The following is a 15,784-nucleotide window of genomic DNA, read 5'->3' as shown; positions in this document are numbered from 1 at the left end:
ATCTTGCTCTTGAATTCAGCAGTGTATTTCCTTTTCGGCATGATAGTAACCTCCATTCGTTACTAATTACTATATCATGCACGCTTAAAAAATAAAGTGCTGGTCTAAATTCTTGGGACCATTATAATATCGTGCAGGCTGTATGAAGGTTTTTCAAGAAATTCATTGGCAATGTTGAACGAAGAACGCTTGCTGGAAGGTTCCAATATACGTGCATAGAGCATATCGGATAGAATTGAGTTAATGTCATATTCGAATTTATATTTATCTTTAAGCTTTCTACAGATTTTATCAATATGCAGTCCATAATACATTGATTGCAGAAATAAATATCCTCCACGATGGAATACCTGCTGGTCATACTTGATTTGAGCATCGGTATTGAAAGTTATTTTTACTTTCTTGGCTTCGTTCTCAGCCTTATACTTCATTGTCTCCAGCTTTGCTTCTGCACGCGCCCAAGCCATGACATCATCACGTGTAGGTCCATGTTCTTTGATGAGCTCTTTCAGGGTTCCAAGTTTTCGTATATTAACGGAAGTGCTGACTCCCTTGTCATTTATAAAACTTTTGGCGATATAAAAAGACTCGGAATTTTTTGATTTTGATGTAGTTACTTTCATGACAATCGCCTCCTCGTCTTATTATACCACATGATACTATAAAATACTATATATTAAAACGAAAAATTTGACAGCGAAACTACACTATTTTCAAGGGCTGAGAGGCATTTTTTTCGTTTTGAAGTGTCAAACTCCCGTGACCTCTGACGGGGCGGAGCAGTCAGTCATCCTGGGGGCAGGCGCCTACCGCCACCCTTCCAAGGAGTTCCACCGCCTGGTCAGGAAGACGAAAAAGGAAATCCGGGACAAATATCTGGGCAAGGTGGTGCTGCCGGTGTCCAGGAACGAGATTGCCTCCCGGGTGGATGCGGCAACCCTTGCCAAGCTGGACGCCCTGCGCAAGGGAAAATAGCAGGCTAATCAGGCAGTTCTTTCTGATTTTAGTGAGTGAAATCAACTCAGTTGTACTATCTTGACTTGACTCACAGCACTTTTAGGCGGTATAATCAGACATGAGTTATTGAAATGCTAGCAATTTCAATACTTCAGCAAATTATGGAGGAAACGGCGAATGGAAAGAGGCCTGATAAGTGAGGAAGAAGCGGAGAAGCTGTTTGGCAGCCTCACTGATGAAGAAATCATCTCACAACTAAAAGACAATGAAGATGATGCAGCCATGTATTACCTGATCAGCAAGTACAGAAGCTTCGTCAGGGCAAAGGCAAGGTCATATTTCCTGATGGGTGCTGACAGGGAGGATATTATTCAGGAGGGCATGATTGGCCTGTACAAGTCCATCAGGGATTTCCGCACGGATAAGCAGGCATCCTTCCGTGCCTTTGCGGAGCTGTGCGTGACGCGGCAGATCATCACCGCCATCAAGACAGCCACCCGGCAGAAGCACATTCCGCTGAACTCCTATATTTCCCTGAACAAGCCGATTTATGACGAGGAATCTGACCGCACCCTGCTGGACATCCTTTCAGGGCTCAAGGTAACGGACCCGGAGGAGCTGGTCATCAGCCAGGAGGAGTTCATTGACATAGAGGCGAAGATGTCGGATATTCTCAGCGACCTGGAATGGAAGGTGCTGATGTACTATCTGGACGGCAAGTCCTATCAGGAGATTGCCGTGGATCTGCACCGCCATATCAAGTCCATCGACAACGCCCTGCAACGGGTGAAGCGCAAGCTGGAAAAGTACATGGAGTCCACTGGTAACGAGGTGGATATCGCTACCATCTATAAAGGACTTACAAGTATGAAGCGCAAGGAAAGCGGCATGTTCGGGCTGAATATCGAGGACGAGCTTGCCTATGATTGATGGAGGTTTATGCCCTGAACGGCAGTCTTATGGCTGGTAATAAAATGAAATAAGCTGGATTATGATGAGAGCAGTTGCATACTGCTCTTATTTTTTTGTAAATCTCTATAAATTTTTATATTAATTCTGACAATTAATCATAAGTCAAAAGTATTTTGAAATAATGTTAATTAATAGTATAATACATAAGGGCGTATGTCTATTGCAGGTGCAATACAGCCCGGAGAATTTAGTGCAGCAATTTGCTAAAGATGGAGGGATTTTGATGGACGATTTTGCCAGCCTGGGACTTATGCTTGTCCTGGCCTTTGCCTTCCCGGTGTTTCCGCTGCTTGTGGCGCCGATTTTGCAGCCCCGGCAGCCTACTGAGGCAAAGCGGATACCTTATGAGTGCGGCGTGGACACCATCGGCAAGACCAGGGTGCGGTTCCATATCGGCTATTTCATGTATGCGCTGGTGTTCCTGCTCTTTGATGTGGAGACGATTTTCCTGTATCCCTGGGCGGTGAAGTACGGCCAGCTGGGGCTGTTTGCCCTGTGTGAAATGCTGGTGTTCGTGGGGATTCTTGCTATCGGTCTCTGGTATGCCTGGAAGAAGGGGGCTTTGTCATGGAAATAGTGGATATTGTGCCACCTGAGCTGAAAAATAACGTAATCGTAACTAGTGTGGATGCCCTGTTCAAATGGGGCAGGGCAAACTCCATCTGGCCCCTGTCCTCGGGGCTGGCCTGCTGCTCCATCGAGATGATGTGCGCGGCGGCGGCGCGGTTTGACCTGTCACGCTTCGGCTATGAGGTGTTCCGTTCCTGCCCGAGGCAGTCCGATCTTTTGATTGTGGCAGGGACGCTGACCTGGAAGATGACGCCGCCCCTCATCCGCCTGTATGAGGAAATGCCCAATCCCAAGTATGTGATTGCCATGGGCAACTGCAACATCGGCGGCGGCCCTTTTGCCGACTCCTATTCGGTGGTGACAGGGCTTGACCAGATCATGCCGGTGGATGTGTACCTGCCGGGCTGTCCGCCCCGGCCGGAGGCGCTGATTGATGCCATGCTGAAGCTGAAAAAGCGCATCCAGCACCCGGAGCTTGCCCTGGGCACAGAGGACAGGATGGAAAGGAGCAGGCGCAATCTGGAGCTGATGACCAGGATAAGTGCTGAGCCGGAGAAGGTGGAGTAAGATGGGAACTTATTTGGAACTGAATTATTTGAAGGATTTGCAGGGGGAGTTTTCTTCCATAGAGTTTGACGGAGAGCAGTCGGAGCCCCATATCTATGTGGCTGCCGGGGAGCTGCTGCCCCTGATGCGGCTCTTGCGTGAAGGGGCGGCATTTTCCTTTGACCGCATGGGCAATATTACCGCGGTGGACTACAGGGAATATATCGAGATGGTCTATATGCTGTATTCCCGTGGCTTTGACAAGTGGGTGACGGTAAAGTGCCGCCTGGACAGGGAAAAGCCTGTGGCGGAGTCCATGACTCAGGTGTGGCCGGGAACGGAGTTTGAGGAGCGGGAAATCTACGACCTGATGGGAGTGGAATTTTTGCACCATCCTGACCTGAGGCGGATTCTCATGCCGGATAATTATACTGCGCATCCTCTGCGCAAGGATTTTGTTCCCTTGCAGCCGAAGATTGAAGGAGGGGTGCTGAAATGGCACAGACAGAAAAGTTCGTCCTGAATATGGGACCACAGCATCCTAGTACCCATGGCGTATTGCAGGTGCAGGTGGAGCTGGATGGTGAGAATATAGTGGGGGCAAAGCCTGTAATGGGCTATCTGCACCGTGGTATTGAGAAGCTGATGGAGTCCAGGACCTATCAGCAATGCGTGCCCTTTACGGACAGGCTGGATTATGTGTCCGCCATGAACAACAACCTGGGCTTCTGCATGGCGGTGGAAAAGCTGGCAGGTATCGAGGTGCCGGAACGTGCCTGGTATATCCGCACTATCTGCTGCGAGCTGAACAGGATTGCCAGCCATCATGTATTTATTGGTTCCTTGACTAATGATTTAGGTTCAGCAACGGGCATGATTTACGCCTTTAGGGACAGGGAGAAAATCCTCGACCTGTTTAATATTATCTGTGGTGCCCGCATGACCTGCCACTATATCCGCATCGGCGGCGTGGCAGCGGATGCCCAGGCTGAGTTTTTCCAGAAAACGGAGGAATTTATTAACTATGTGCCGGAGATGCTGGATGAGTACGACAGGCTCTTTACGGGCAACGAGATTTTCCAGCGGCGCATGCAGGGAACTTCCGTCATCAGCAAGGATGACGCCCTGCACTTTGGCATGTCGGGGCCCAATATCCGCGCCAGCGGCATCCCGTATGATATCAGGAGGCTGGACAAATACGGCATCTACGGCAGGCTGGATTTCGAGGTGCCCGTAGGAGAGACCGGCGATAACTGGGACAGGTATCTCATCCGCATCCGGGAGATTGAGGAGAGCGCAAAGATTATCCGCCAGTGCCTTGATAATATGCCGGGGGGAGCCTTCAAGGGCAAAGTGCCAAAGGTGCTGAAGCCGCCCAAGGGAGATGCCTACCAGCGGGTGGAGAATACCCGTGGTGAGCTGGGCTTTTACATTGTCAGCGACGGCACGGCCAAGCCGTACAGGGTGCACATCCGGCGGCCGTCCTTTATCAACCTGCAGGCCCTGGACCACATGTGCAGGGGCATGGTGCTGGCTGATGCTGTTACCGCTTTTGCTACGATTGACCCGCTGATGGGCGAGGTTGACTGTTGATTTTGATAGGCAGGTGGAAAGATTGCATAACGGAATATTATACCTGGCAGGCGAAAGCCTCAAGGAAATGCTGCTGCCTGTCATTGGCAGTGAGCTGATTGTAAACCTGATTGTGACGCTTCTGTGCATTGTCATCCTGTTTTTGCTGGTGGCAACCTCCGCCCTGGTGTTTACCCTGGGGGAGCGGAAGGTCTGCGCCTGGATTCAGGTGCGCATCGGTCCTAACAGGGTGGGCCCCTGGGGGCTTTTGCAGTCCACGGCTGACATGCTGAAGCTATTGACCAAGGAGGATATTATTCCTCAGGGCATTGACAGGTGGCTGTGGGTGCTGTCGCCGATTTTGATTTTCATTCCGGCGGCTATGGTCTACGCCCTGTATCCCTTTGACGATGGCGTGATTTTTGCTGATGTGAACATCGGGCTGTTTCTTTTGATAGCGATTTCCTCCCAGTCGGTGCTGCCCTTCCTCATGGGGGGCTACGCCTCCAACAGCAAGTATGCCATGCTGGGGGGCATGCGCACCGTGGCGCAGATGCTTTCCTACGAGGTGCCCATGGTGATTTCCCTGATGGGCATCATCATGCTTACCGGCTCCCTGAAGATGAGCGCCATCGTGGAGGCTCAGAGGGAGATATGGTTTATTTTCCTGCAGCCCATTGCCTTTTTTATCTTTCTGGTGACGGCTCTGGTAGAGGGCAACCGCCCCCCTTTCAACATGGTGGAGGGTGAGTCGGAGATTATTGCCGGGCCTTTTACGGAGTATACGGGCATGCGCTGGGCGCTGTTCTTTCTGGCGGAGTTTGCCAATCTGCTGTCCATGGGCATTTTGACGGCTACACTGTTCCTGGGGGGCTGGCAGGGGCCGGATTTTTTGCCTACCCAGCTGTGGTTCTGGATCAAGGCGTTTCTGATGGTGCTGGTGTATCAGTGGATTGGCTGGACCTTTCCGAGAACCCGCATGGACACGATTTTGAGCTTCGGGTGGAAGGTGCTGCTGCCGCTGGCGCTGGTGAACCTTCTGCTGACGGGCTTTGGCATTTATATCTTCAAATGGCTGCTATGATAGGAGGCTTCAAGTATGTGGGGCAAAGGACTTGTGACAGGGCTCAGGGTTACCTGGCGCCATTTCTTTGGCAAAAAGGAAACCGTGTATTATCCTGAGGAAAAGCTGCCGATGACTGAACGCTTCCGGGGCGGTCATCTGGTGCTGGATGTGGAAAAATGCAAGGCGTGCACGATTTGCGCCATCAACTGCCCCAATGCAGCGTTAAAGCTGCAGGTGGAGGTTGATGAGAACAAAAAACGCCATATTGCCGCCTATGTGCATGACATAGGGCGGTGCATGTATTGTGATTTGTGCCTTGAGGGGTGCAATTTCGGTGCACTGGCATGGGACAAAAACTATGAGGGTGCCAGCTACTTCAAGGAGGATTTTATCTACGATGCCGTAGAGGAAGCGAGGAACAGGAGGAACGAGGATGAATGAATTGATTGGTTCTGCCGTGTTCTGGGTGCTGTCCTTGCTGATTATCGGCACTGCCCTGGGGGTGGTGATGAGCAAGAACCTGGTGCACAGCGCCCTTCTGCTGACGGCATGCTTTATCGGCGTTGGCATGCTGTATATAACCCTGGAGGCGGATTTTCTGGGGGCTGTGGAGTTCATGACCTACTCCGGCGGCGTGGCGGTGCTGATTGTCATGGGCGTCATGCTGACTCACAAGGGGGAGGGGATTCCCTCCAATCCCTTTAACGGCAGGGAGCTTTTGGCAGCTGCCCTGGCGGTGATTTTTGCGGCGGTGATGGGGCTGGTGCTGAACTTTGTGCAGCTGCCGGCTTCTGACGGATTTAGCTCGGCAGATACGGTAGGGGATTTGGCGGATATGATGCTGAACACCTATATCCTGCCCTTTGAGATTGCCGCTGTCCTTTTGCTGGCAGCCCTTTTGGGCGCCATTATTCTGGCGAAGGGAGATGGCGAGGCATGAGTATCGGTCTGACACATTATCTGCTGCTGGCGGCGGTGCTGTTTGCCATCGGCATGTTTGGGGTTTTGTCCAAACGCAATATTATCGCGGTTATGATGGGCATTGAGCTGATGCTGAATGCCGTCAATATCAACCTGATAGCTTTCAACAGGTTCCTGCCTGTCCATGATTTGTCCGGCCAGCTGATGGCGCTGTTTGCCATTGCTGTGGGGGTTGCCGAGGTGGCTGTGGGCATTGCCCTGGCTTTCCGGATTTACCATGACAGGGAAACCATCAACGTTGACGAGCTGAATCGGATGAAAGGATAGGGGGTGCTGGAATGTTTAATGAATTTGCGCTGGAACACGCCTGGCTGATTCCCCTGCTGCCTGCCCTGGCCTTTGTGGTCATCGGCATGGTTACCCGTTCCTGCGGCAGGCTGTCGGCGGCTATTGCGGTGAGCATGAGCGCCCTCAGCTTTCTGCTGGCGGCAGGCACTGCCCTGGCTGTCGTAGAGGGGAATATCACTGTTGAGGCGCCGTTTATTCAGAAGGTGTCCTGGTTCCACATAGGCATTGTCCAGATTGATATGGGGGTGCTGGTGGACCCTCTGACGGCCATGATGCTGATGGTGGTGACTACGGTATCCCTTCTGGTACAGATTTATTCCTGCGGCTATATGAAGGGAGCTCCCGGCTATGGCAGGTTCTTTGCCTTCCTGTCCCTGTTTGCAGGCTCTATGCTGGGGCTGGTGGTTGCGGTGAATTTTCTCCAGCTGTACTTTTTCTGGGAGCTGGTGGGATTGTGCTCCTACCTTTTGATTGGCTTTTATTATCACAAGGTTTCTGCCCGGGAGGCTGCCAAGAAGGCCTTTATGACTACCCGGGTGGGAGATTTCGGGCTGCTTTTGGGGATTCTGCTTTTGCAGCTGACCTTTGGCACACTGGATTTTCAGGAGCTGCAGCAGGTGGTTCCTGCCTATGTGGTGCAGTGCGGCACCGGCTTTTTGACAGTGATAGCCCTGCTGCTCTTTGTGGGGCCTATCGGCAAGTCCGGCCAGTTCCCACTCCATGTGTGGCTGCCTGATGCCATGGAGGGGCCTACCCCTGTGTCCGCCCTCATCCATGCCGCCACTATGGTGGTAGCAGGCGTATATCTGGTGGGACGTGCCATGTTCCTCTTTGCCGAGGTGCCTGTGGTGATGAATTTTATTGCCTGGACAGGTGGCTTTACGGCGATTTTTGCCGCCAGCATCGCCATTACCCAGCGGCAGATCAAGAGGATTCTGGCTTATTCCACGGTCAGCCAGCTGGGCTACATGATGCTGGCTTTGGGTGCAGGCTCCCTGACATCTTCCTTTTTCCATCTGATGACTCACGCCTTTTTCAAGGCTATGCTGTTCCTCAGTGCCGGTGCTGTGATGCATGCCATGGCGGAGGAAGCTGATATTTTCAAGATGGGGGGCCTCAGGAAAAAGATGCCTGTGACCTTTGCCGCCATGACTATCGGTGTGCTGGCCATTGCAGGTATTCCGCCTTTTGCCGGGTTCTTTTCCAAGGATGAGATTTTGGCGGCTGCCGCGGCGGTCAGCACCCCTCTCTATGTGCTGGCGGTGGTGACTGCCTTTATGACGGCATTTTATATGGCGCGGCTTCTGTTCGTGACCTTTATGGGGGAGCCTGCCAGCCGGGAGGCCTATGACCATGCCCATGAGGTGGGCTGGTTCATGCGGCTGCCGCTTTTGGTGCTGGCGGTGCTGTCCGTTTTCAGCGGCATGTGGGGGCATATCTTTGGCTTTGGCGAGTGGGTGCGCTTCGGGGCAGCTGCCCATGAGGGGATTGACTGGGCGATTGCCGGTTCTTCTACTGTGCTTGCCGTGCTGGCTATGGGGCTGGCCTGGAAAATCTATGTGGCAAAGAGCTGGGATGCAGATGAGCTTGCCGCTAGGTGCGGCATCCTGTATCGGCTCAGCTTCCACAAGTTCTATATTGACGAGATTTATGCCGCCCTGATTAAGGTGCTGGTGGATGGCATTGCCAGGGTGCTGTGCTGGCTTGATGTTTATATCGTGGACGGGATTGTCAACGGGCTGGGGGGCGTTGTGCGGCTTGCCAGCGGCTGGCTCAGCCCTGCGGAGAACGGCCAGGCACAGAGCTATGCCGGGGTGTCTCTCTGCGGCGTGATTATCCTGCTGGCCTATGGTGTGTATTTTGCAGCGAAAATAATGGCTATGCTGGGAGGTGCTTTCTGATGGAGGGGTTTCCATTATTAACGGCGGTTTTGCTGGCACCTGTATCGGCTGCCCTGCTGCTCTGCTTTGTGTCTTCGGAGTCGGTGCAGTCGGTGCGGGTAATTTGCGCTGCTTCCATGACCTTTGCCCTGGTGCTGACGGTTTATGCTTTCTTCAGCTATGATATGTCTGCCGGTGGCATGCAGTTCACGGAGGATGTGCCCTGGATTAGGGATTTGGGGGTGCATTACGCCCTGGGGGTGGACGGCATTTCCCTGCCGATGCTGCTCCTGACGGAGCTTATCGGGCTGGCGGCTGTGTTCAGCTCCTGGAGCATTGCGGAGCGTACCAAGGAATTTTATATCCTTTTGATGATTTTGCTGGCAGGTGTCACCGGCACATTTATTGCCAGGGATTTGTTTATCTTCCTGCTGTGCTATGAGGTGGTGGTCATCCCGATTTATATCATGGTCATCATCTGGGGCTCTACCAAGCGCGTCAGCAAGGAATATGCCGGCATGAAGCTGACCATCTACCTTCTGATGGGCTCCGCCTTTATGCTGGTAGGGGTGGTGGCGCTGTACCTGACGGCATTCCCGGAGGGGGCCCGTACCTTTGATATGCAGGCATTGGCAGCGGCAGCTGCCGGTGGCAGCTTCAGCGAGGAGTTCCAGATTTTTGCCTTTTTCCTGCTGCTTCTGGGGTTTGGCTCTCTTTTGTCCATGTTCCCTTTCCACAGCTGGTCCCCGGATGGCTATGCCGGTGCCCCTACGGCTGTGTCCATGATTCATGCAGGGGTGCTGAAGAAAATCGGCGGCTACGGACTTATCCGTCTGGGACTGCTGGTGCTTCCCCTGGGAGCGAAATTCTGGGCGCCGCTGATTGCCGCCATGGCCATTATCAACGTGGTGTACGCGGCTTATATTGCCCTGGCGCAGCATGATTTGAAGTATGTGATAGGTTATTCCTCCGTTTCCCACATGGGCTATGTGCTTTTGGGCTTTGCCGCCCTCAACGTGGTGTCCGTCAGCGGTGCGGTGGCCAATATGGTGGCGCATGGCGTCATGAGTGCCCTGTTCTTTGCAATGATTGGCTATGTGTACGAGCGCACCCACATGAGGAGCGTAAGGGAGCTCCGGGGGCTGGCCCATCAGATGCCGAGGGTGGCTACTGGCTTTATGCTGGCAGGCATGGCATCCCTGGGGCTGCCGGGGCTGATTGGCTTCATGCCGGAGTTTACGATTTTCGTGGGCTCCTTCGGCGTATATCCCGTGCTGGCGGTGCTGGCGATTTCCGGCATCATCTTTACGGCACTTTATACCCTGCGCATGCTGGCCAAGGTGCTCTTTGGCCCTCGCAATAGCCGCTTTGATTACTTTGAGGATGCCAGGGGCGTTGCCATGATGCCGCTGATTATTTTGGGGATTGCCCTGGTGGGCTTCGGCATCTTCCCGCAGCTTCTGATGGGGATGGTGGGCTCTGGCACGGAGCAGCTGGTGCCGCTGCTGGAGCGCATCGCTGATGCACCGGCATTTTTAGGGGGTGTCAGATAATGAATTTTGCAGCGATTAGTACGGAGATTTTTATTCTGGGCATGGGGCTTTTTGCCATTGTCATGGATTTGGTGCTGCCTGAGGGGGAGTCACGGAAATCCATTGGCGGCGTGCTGATTTTTGCTCTGGCAGGCTGGTTCCTGTACATGTTTACCCTCTATCACGGGGCAATCAATCCTCTGGAGCCTGCTGCTATGGCGGCGGTACATGACAGGTTTTTCTATCAGGGGCTGTACCTGGTGGACAATTATGCCCTGTTCTTTAAGCAGCTGTTTATTCTGGCAACGGCGTTCACCATGCTGTTTGCCAGTGATTATGTGCAGTCGGTGCTGCGGTACAGGGGGGAGTTCTACGCCCTTCTGCTGCTGGCGCTTCTGGGGATGTGCGTGCTGGCCTCCGCCACGGATTTTCTGACGGTATTCCTGGGGCTGGAGCTGATGACGATTTCCTTCTACGTGCTGACAGGTGCGAGAATGGGGAATAAGGATTCCAGCGAGGCGGCTGTCAAGTACCTGATTGTGGGCTCTGTGTCCACGGCGGTGCTGCTGTATGGCATCAGCCTGGTGTATGGCGCGGCTGGCAGCATCCAGTTCTTTGAGGTCTGCCGCAGCCCTCAGCTTTTCTTTCCCATGGGGATTGCAGGCATCACCCTGGTGCTGATTGGCTTTTTCTTCAAGCTGTCGGTGATTCCTTTCCACATGTGGGCGCCGGATGTGTACCAAGGGGTGCCTGCGCCGGTTACAGCCATGCTGGCTATGGGCTCCAAGGCGGCAGGGCTGGCTGCCATGATGCGTGTGCTGTTTGTGGCATTTCCCATGCTGGGGCTGTACTGGCTGCCGCTGCTGGCGGTGCTGTGTGCCCTGTGCATGGTCTTTGGCAATATCATGGCCATGCGCCAGAAGGATGTGAAGCGCATGCTGGCGTATTCCTCCATTGCGCAGGCCGGCTATATGATGGTGGGTGTTGTGGCTGCTGATGTGGCAGGCATGAAGGCTGTCATGTTCTATGCCATGCTGTATGTGTTTGCCAATGCAGGGGCTTTTGCGGCCTTGGCTGTGGTGGAGGCCCAGAAGGGGGATACCAGCCATCGCGCCTTGTCAGGCCTGGCTCAGTCCGCCCCGGTGCTGGCGGCGGTCATGACCATATCCCTGCTGTCCATGGCAGGGATTCCGCCTACGGCTGGCTTTGCCGGGAAGCTGTACCTCTTTACTGCGGTGGTTGACCAGGGATTTTTGTGGCTGGCCTTTGTGGGCTTTGTCATGTCCATGATTTCGGTGTATTACTACCTGCTGGTGGCAAAGGCCATGTACCTGGGCAGGTGGGACGGCAGCAAGCTGGAAATTTCCGGGGCTGTCCGGGCTGCCGTGGTGCTCAGTGTGCTGGCTACGGTAGTTGTAGGCGTGTGGCCTGAGAAGCTGGCGGAGCTTACCAATCTGGCAGCAAATACATTTTTGCAGTGATTTCAGTTTTTCGTAGTGCTTATTTGACGCTGCGAGTTTGTATGAATTGAAATATTTTGTTACTCTGTGGACTCTGTTCAGACTTTTAGAGGGGTGAGCAGGGGCAATACCCATAGAAAAAACTGGTATTTTCATCACAAGTGAAAATACCAGTTTTTTTCTAGAATTTATTTAGATTTTTGGTTTTCAATTTTGCTGTTCATGCAGCATTGTCAGGGCGATTGAAATAGTAATAGCCATTGCGCAGTTCCAGTATCAGCTCATCCACCTTGTTGGAAAACCTGTCCAGCGTGGCTTGGAATTTCACCAGCAGGTAGCAGGAGACAACAATGGGGAAGCCCACCGTGGAAATGGCAGATAAAATGTTTTCGTCCATGAATGTGTGCGCTCCTTTCTGTATGTAGTAAAATTGCCCCGCTGGGGAAGCGGGGCAACATATGGTGATGGGTGGTAAATAAAGTTCATGCCTTGAACCTTCAGGCGTTCAAGCTGGCCTTATGCCTCCGGCAGCTCCGTGATGATAGTCTCACGGATATAGGCGCGTTTGATGCCGTCAATAGGGGAGCCGGTTTCAAACAGGAACACATCCTTGTCGATGATGTTCTGCATTACGCCCTTTACCTCGCTGGCAGTAATGCCATCCTTCGGGTCTGCCAGGGAAATAGTCTTGGTGCCGCTTTCGCCACGGGTAAAGACCATATTAAGCTTCTTTGCCATACACATTCTCCTTTCTTTTTAGTGAATATCTAGAGTCTCTTAATGCTCAAGAGCCCTTTGAAGCAGTGCCGTCATAGGTTATGCGGCCTTCTTCAAAACGTGGGTGTCAACACGGAGCACATCCTCATTGGGATAATTGTACAGACCGGCCAGCTTGTCACCGATGGATTTCATATCAGCATCGGTTAAAGCAGTATCAAAGCCGTTGATGGTCTTGTACAAAAGGATGTGGTCCCCCTCGTCATTGATGCCGGTAATCAGTGCCAGCTTCAAGGCAGAAGACTTTGTTTCACGAATTGCCATAAATAATTCCTCCTTTCCAAACAACCTTAAAACTCAGCCAAGCCTCATGGCTCAGGCTGCGGCATCTTCCAGCTCAGTCACGATGACATCGCTGTAATATGCCTTCTTGATACCATCCACAGGCACGTCCTTGACCAGGACAGCCTTCTTGTCCACAATCGCCTGCATTGCCTCATAGGCTTGAGCCTTGGTGAGGTTCGGATTTGGATCGCTGATGGTAATAGTCTTGGAACCGGTGCCCTTGCTGAACACCAGATGCAGTGTTGCTGCCATAAAAATCACTCCTTTCGTCAGTTACGCAATCAATACATAGTTTTGCCCCTTCGCCCGTCAGGCGGAGAGAATAGATGTGTCAACCCGGTCTACCTCTGCAAGTGCATGGCTCTGCAGTCCTGCCAGACCGTCGGCAATGCCCAGAAGCTCATCATCGGTGAGTCCGGGATTGATGCCGCTAAAGCTCTTGGTAGAGCAGGTGGCATCCCCCTTGGCGTTGACGCCGGTTTCCAGCTTCAGCTTGAGGGTGGAATTCTTGTCCATCAGTGTGCTCATGAAAACATCTCCTTTCAGTGAAAATATAAAAGTTAATACAGATACAGCATTGTTTTAGGCAGCTCTGCTATATATTTTAAATATATATAGCAGAGCTGCTTTTTTATTTGGCTTTTTTATGTGCCGTTGCTGTCTGTACTTACATAGTACCTCTATGGAATTCCATGGTCAAGCAGAATTTTAAAATTTTTTTTAGGCTAATTGCCAGCCAGCTGCAATGGCTTCTTCCTTCTGCTTTTGAATGTCATTGTGCATGTTTTTGAGGATGCCGCCACAGTAGTCAATAGAGGCTGCCTTTTTCTGTACCATGATTTCCATGGCTTCCAGCATGGCATCAAAACCGTATTCAGAAAGATAGGCGGAGATTTTCTGCCTGTCTTTTGGGGAGATGGGTTTACTGCGGTAGTCCTCATAGGCATCACAAAGAGCCTGAAGCTGTCCGCCATCTTCATCTTCTTTTTTAACTTTTTTTATTTTTTCTTTTTCTTTTTTATATATATATACCGTTGCAGGGTGCGTTGCAGACTCCGTTGCAGGGTGCGATGCAGAGTGCGTTGCAGACTCCGTTGCAGGGTGCGTTGCTGTGGAGCAACTGTGGATAACGTTATCCACAACGTTATCCACAGAGTTGTCCACAACATTATAGTTAAATTCTGCTACTGAATTATCATTAATTTCCACATTATGTTCGTTGTCCTTGTCAATGAACATGCCGCTGCTGTCCAGTGGGTTTATCTTGTAAGCCGAGTATACCTTGCCACCATGCTTTACCAGCTGAAATTCTATATACCCCAAATCCATCAATAATTTCCTGCTGGATGCCAGTGTATGGGTACTGCTTAATCCTGTTCTATACAAAAGCTCCCTGGTTGGCAGTTTCAGCCATTCAAAATTCCAGCAGGATTTATTGAATGCATCAAATATTACTAAGTAGAGCGTAGTAGCAGAGGGGCTCAGCAGGTCATAAACCCTGCGCTGCATAAATCCGTTCAAGTGTGAAATATAGTTTATTTTCTTGCTCATTTTATTACCACCTCATAATTCGCGGTTTCGTACTAAAGATAGTTTATATGGTGTGCTGTGCCTGATGCGTATCATGCAACAGAATCATGTTTTCCAGCCTCAAAAAATACCAATATTTGACTTTTTAAGCTATATCCCCTTTTTATAGCTATCGGTTGTCAGGCAGAAATGAGGTTTGCTTCCTCCATCAGCTCCAGCAGTTCAGCTTTGATTTCCTGCGGCACTTGGTAATGGGCAGCCCGGCATGGGTGGGTGATAATCAGGCGTCCTTCATCAATCAGGATTTTCCGCAGCTGGTAAAACTGTCCGTTAGAGATATTCAGCCTGGAACGCAGCTTTCTGGTGTCAATTGTCCCCTCTCCCAGCTGGATGATTTCGATGAGCAATTCATCTGCGGTAATTTTCATTAGCAACACTCCTTCAATTAATTAAAGTAATAATATAAATGAAATTATGTTCAAAAACTAAAGCAAATCACATCCTTTTAATAAAATTTACATTTATACTAATAAATATATTATATCACTATTTTATATAAAAGTAAAAAAGAAAAGAAATAAGATTAATATTTTTCTTATATATTGATAATAAATGTTATATATCGTGAATATAATATTACGAAAACTTCATAAAATAATTCGGCGAAAACTGGATTTATTGGAAACAATATAAAGAAAAAGTCGCTGTATATCCATCAGCCCCATAAATAAAGGCAGGCTCATCAGCAATCTGGATTTAAAAAAGAATGAAAAACAGCTGATTGTATGGTAAAATGAAATTATTATAGGCGTATTGTGTGCAAGCACGGATGATTAGCAAATTCATTATTGTTCAAATAAAGAAAATCAAAGAAAGAAACTCAAAGGGGGATTTGTTCTTCATTGAGAAATACAGTCATAAGCAAAAAGTTAATCAATACTGAAAAACGCGGCGAATCCCTCGCCTGCTGATGTATTGAGGTATGTTGACTTAATATCAGAAATGCTGTAAAATGAAGGCATAAAAAAGAGCGAACCACAACGATGGCTCGCCGCTATAGGTTTTTGATGAGTTTTACCTCGACCATACACCAGTGTTTGCGGCACTGATGGTCACAACATCTACGAAGAAGTCATCCGGGCAAGGATGGCTTTTTTCGTGCAAAGAATGCTAAAAGATGCGGTCGATATGTGACTTTTTATTTTAACCTAATCTGCCAGAAGTCCTCCACCTCTTAGGTGGGGGATGAAGGCAGGTCTGGCGAATTTACGTAAGTAATTGAGCCAGACAATTGCTTCGAATATAGTTTTGCAGTATAATCAGTAATAGGATGGAAAGGATTGATTATACTATGGAATTAGATACTAA

Annotated in this window: 20 protein-coding genes and 1 pseudogene; 13 read left to right on the top strand and 8 right to left on the bottom strand. The window is 50.6% G+C overall.

Going from position 1 to position 15,784, the window contains the following annotated elements; all coding sequences use genetic code 11:
* Positions 1-125 precede the first annotated feature (125 nt).
* Positions 126-623 (bottom strand): annotated as a pseudogene (locus FYJ84_RS13660) (IS1634 family transposase); the annotation flags it as partial.
* Positions 624-741: 118 nt separating this feature from the next.
* Between FYJ84_RS13660 and FYJ84_RS13655 the strand changes: the two are divergent.
* The 13 genes from FYJ84_RS13655 to FYJ84_RS13595 all read left to right on the top strand — a co-directional run bounded on the left by FYJ84_RS13655 (position 742) and on the right by FYJ84_RS13595 (position 11,845).
* The gene (locus FYJ84_RS13655; protein WP_235901512.1) at positions 742-975 is read left to right on the top strand and encodes an NYN domain-containing protein; all 234 of its coding nucleotides are present in this window, start codon (positions 742-744) and stop codon (positions 973-975) included.
* A gap of 159 nt (positions 976-1,134) precedes the next feature.
* Positions 1,135-1,887 (top strand): RNA polymerase sporulation sigma factor SigH, encoded by a 753-nt coding sequence (gene sigH, locus FYJ84_RS13650; protein ID WP_154408149.1) that lies wholly within the window; start codon positions 1,135-1,137, stop codon positions 1,885-1,887.
* Positions 1,888-2,152: 265 nt separating this feature from the next.
* Entirely contained in the window at positions 2,153-2,506 is a 354-nt protein-coding gene (locus FYJ84_RS13645) for an NADH-quinone oxidoreductase subunit A (protein WP_154408148.1), read from the top strand.
* Positions 2,497-3,066 carry an NADH-quinone oxidoreductase subunit B gene (locus FYJ84_RS13640; RefSeq protein WP_154408147.1) on the top strand — a complete coding sequence of 190 codons (570 nt, stop codon included), beginning with the start codon at positions 2,497-2,499 and terminating at the stop codon, positions 3,064-3,066. The genes FYJ84_RS13645 and FYJ84_RS13640 overlap by 10 nt, the downstream gene beginning before the upstream one ends.
* Before the next feature lies 1 nt (position 3,067).
* Positions 3,068-3,568: an NADH-quinone oxidoreductase subunit C gene (locus tag FYJ84_RS13635; protein ID WP_154408146.1), complete on the top strand. Its 501-nt coding sequence runs from the start codon at positions 3,068-3,070 to the stop codon at positions 3,566-3,568.
* Entirely contained in the window at positions 3,541-4,638 is a 1,098-nt protein-coding gene (locus tag FYJ84_RS13630) for an NADH-quinone oxidoreductase subunit D (protein ID WP_154408145.1), read from the top strand. Before FYJ84_RS13635 ends, FYJ84_RS13630 begins: the two co-directional genes overlap by 28 nt.
* 67 nt (positions 4,639-4,705) lie before the next feature.
* The gene (nuoH, locus tag FYJ84_RS13625; RefSeq protein WP_154408151.1) at positions 4,706-5,701 is read left to right on the top strand and encodes an NADH-quinone oxidoreductase subunit NuoH; all 996 of its coding nucleotides are present in this window, start codon (positions 4,706-4,708) and stop codon (positions 5,699-5,701) included.
* Between the two features lie 15 nt (positions 5,702-5,716).
* Positions 5,717-6,124 carry a 4Fe-4S dicluster domain-containing protein gene (locus tag FYJ84_RS13620; RefSeq protein WP_154408144.1) on the top strand — a complete coding sequence of 136 codons (408 nt, stop codon included), beginning with the start codon at positions 5,717-5,719 and terminating at the stop codon, positions 6,122-6,124.
* The gene (locus FYJ84_RS13615; RefSeq protein ID WP_154408143.1) at positions 6,117-6,623 is read left to right on the top strand and encodes an NADH-quinone oxidoreductase subunit J family protein; all 507 of its coding nucleotides are present in this window, start codon (positions 6,117-6,119) and stop codon (positions 6,621-6,623) included. Before FYJ84_RS13620 ends, FYJ84_RS13615 begins: the two co-directional genes overlap by 8 nt.
* Positions 6,620-6,931, top strand: a complete 312-nt coding sequence (gene nuoK, locus FYJ84_RS13610; RefSeq protein WP_154408142.1) for an NADH-quinone oxidoreductase subunit NuoK — start codon at positions 6,620-6,622, stop codon at positions 6,929-6,931. Before FYJ84_RS13615 ends, nuoK begins: the two co-directional genes overlap by 4 nt.
* A gap of 11 nt (positions 6,932-6,942) precedes the next feature.
* A complete protein-coding gene (nuoL, locus tag FYJ84_RS13605; protein WP_154408141.1) occupies positions 6,943-8,853 on the top strand; it encodes an NADH-quinone oxidoreductase subunit L in 1,911 nt (636 codons plus the stop codon).
* Positions 8,853-10,385: a complex I subunit 4 family protein gene (locus FYJ84_RS13600; protein ID WP_154408140.1), complete on the top strand. Its 1,533-nt coding sequence runs from the start codon at positions 8,853-8,855 to the stop codon at positions 10,383-10,385. The genes nuoL and FYJ84_RS13600 overlap by 1 nt, the downstream gene beginning before the upstream one ends.
* Complete coding sequence (locus FYJ84_RS13595) at positions 10,385-11,845, top strand: NADH-quinone oxidoreductase subunit N (protein ID WP_154408139.1); 1,461 nt, start codon at positions 10,385-10,387, stop codon at positions 11,843-11,845. Before FYJ84_RS13600 ends, FYJ84_RS13595 begins: the two co-directional genes overlap by 1 nt.
* 199 nt (positions 11,846-12,044) lie before the next feature.
* Here FYJ84_RS13595 and FYJ84_RS13590 read toward each other — a convergent pair whose 3' ends face one another.
* From FYJ84_RS13590 to FYJ84_RS13560, 7 genes are all read right to left on the bottom strand, one after another.
* Positions 12,045-12,221, bottom strand: a complete 177-nt coding sequence (locus tag FYJ84_RS13590; protein ID WP_154408138.1) for a YvrJ family protein — start codon at positions 12,219-12,221, stop codon at positions 12,045-12,047.
* Between the two features lie 119 nt (positions 12,222-12,340).
* Positions 12,341-12,562 (bottom strand): DUF2922 domain-containing protein, encoded by a 222-nt coding sequence (locus FYJ84_RS13585; RefSeq protein WP_154408137.1) that lies wholly within the window; start codon positions 12,560-12,562, stop codon positions 12,341-12,343.
* 78 nt (positions 12,563-12,640) lie between these two features.
* A complete protein-coding gene (locus FYJ84_RS13580) occupies positions 12,641-12,865 on the bottom strand; it encodes a DUF1659 domain-containing protein (protein WP_154408136.1) in 225 nt (74 codons plus the stop codon).
* A 51-nt stretch (positions 12,866-12,916) separates the two neighbouring features.
* Complete coding sequence (locus FYJ84_RS13575; protein WP_154406307.1) at positions 12,917-13,138, bottom strand: DUF2922 domain-containing protein; 222 nt, start codon at positions 13,136-13,138, stop codon at positions 12,917-12,919.
* Positions 13,139-13,195: 57 nt separating this feature from the next.
* Positions 13,196-13,414 carry a DUF1659 domain-containing protein gene (locus tag FYJ84_RS13570; protein WP_154408135.1) on the bottom strand — a complete coding sequence of 73 codons (219 nt, stop codon included), beginning with the start codon at positions 13,412-13,414 and terminating at the stop codon, positions 13,196-13,198.
* Between the two features lie 192 nt (positions 13,415-13,606).
* Positions 13,607-14,437 carry a DnaD domain protein gene (locus FYJ84_RS13565; protein ID WP_154408134.1) on the bottom strand — a complete coding sequence of 277 codons (831 nt, stop codon included), beginning with the start codon at positions 14,435-14,437 and terminating at the stop codon, positions 13,607-13,609.
* Positions 14,438-14,595: 158 nt separating this feature from the next.
* Positions 14,596-14,844, bottom strand: a complete 249-nt coding sequence (locus tag FYJ84_RS13560) for a hypothetical protein (RefSeq protein WP_154408133.1) — start codon at positions 14,842-14,844, stop codon at positions 14,596-14,598.
* Positions 14,845-15,784: the final 940 nt, after the last annotated feature.

The organism is Anaerovibrio slackiae, from assembly GCF_009695585.1.
Taxonomy (GTDB): Bacteria; Bacillota; Negativicutes; order Selenomonadales; family Selenomonadaceae; genus Anaerovibrio; species Anaerovibrio slackiae.
The sequence above is the reverse complement of the archived record's forward strand: the minus strand, read 5'-3'. Positions and strand labels throughout refer to the sequence as shown.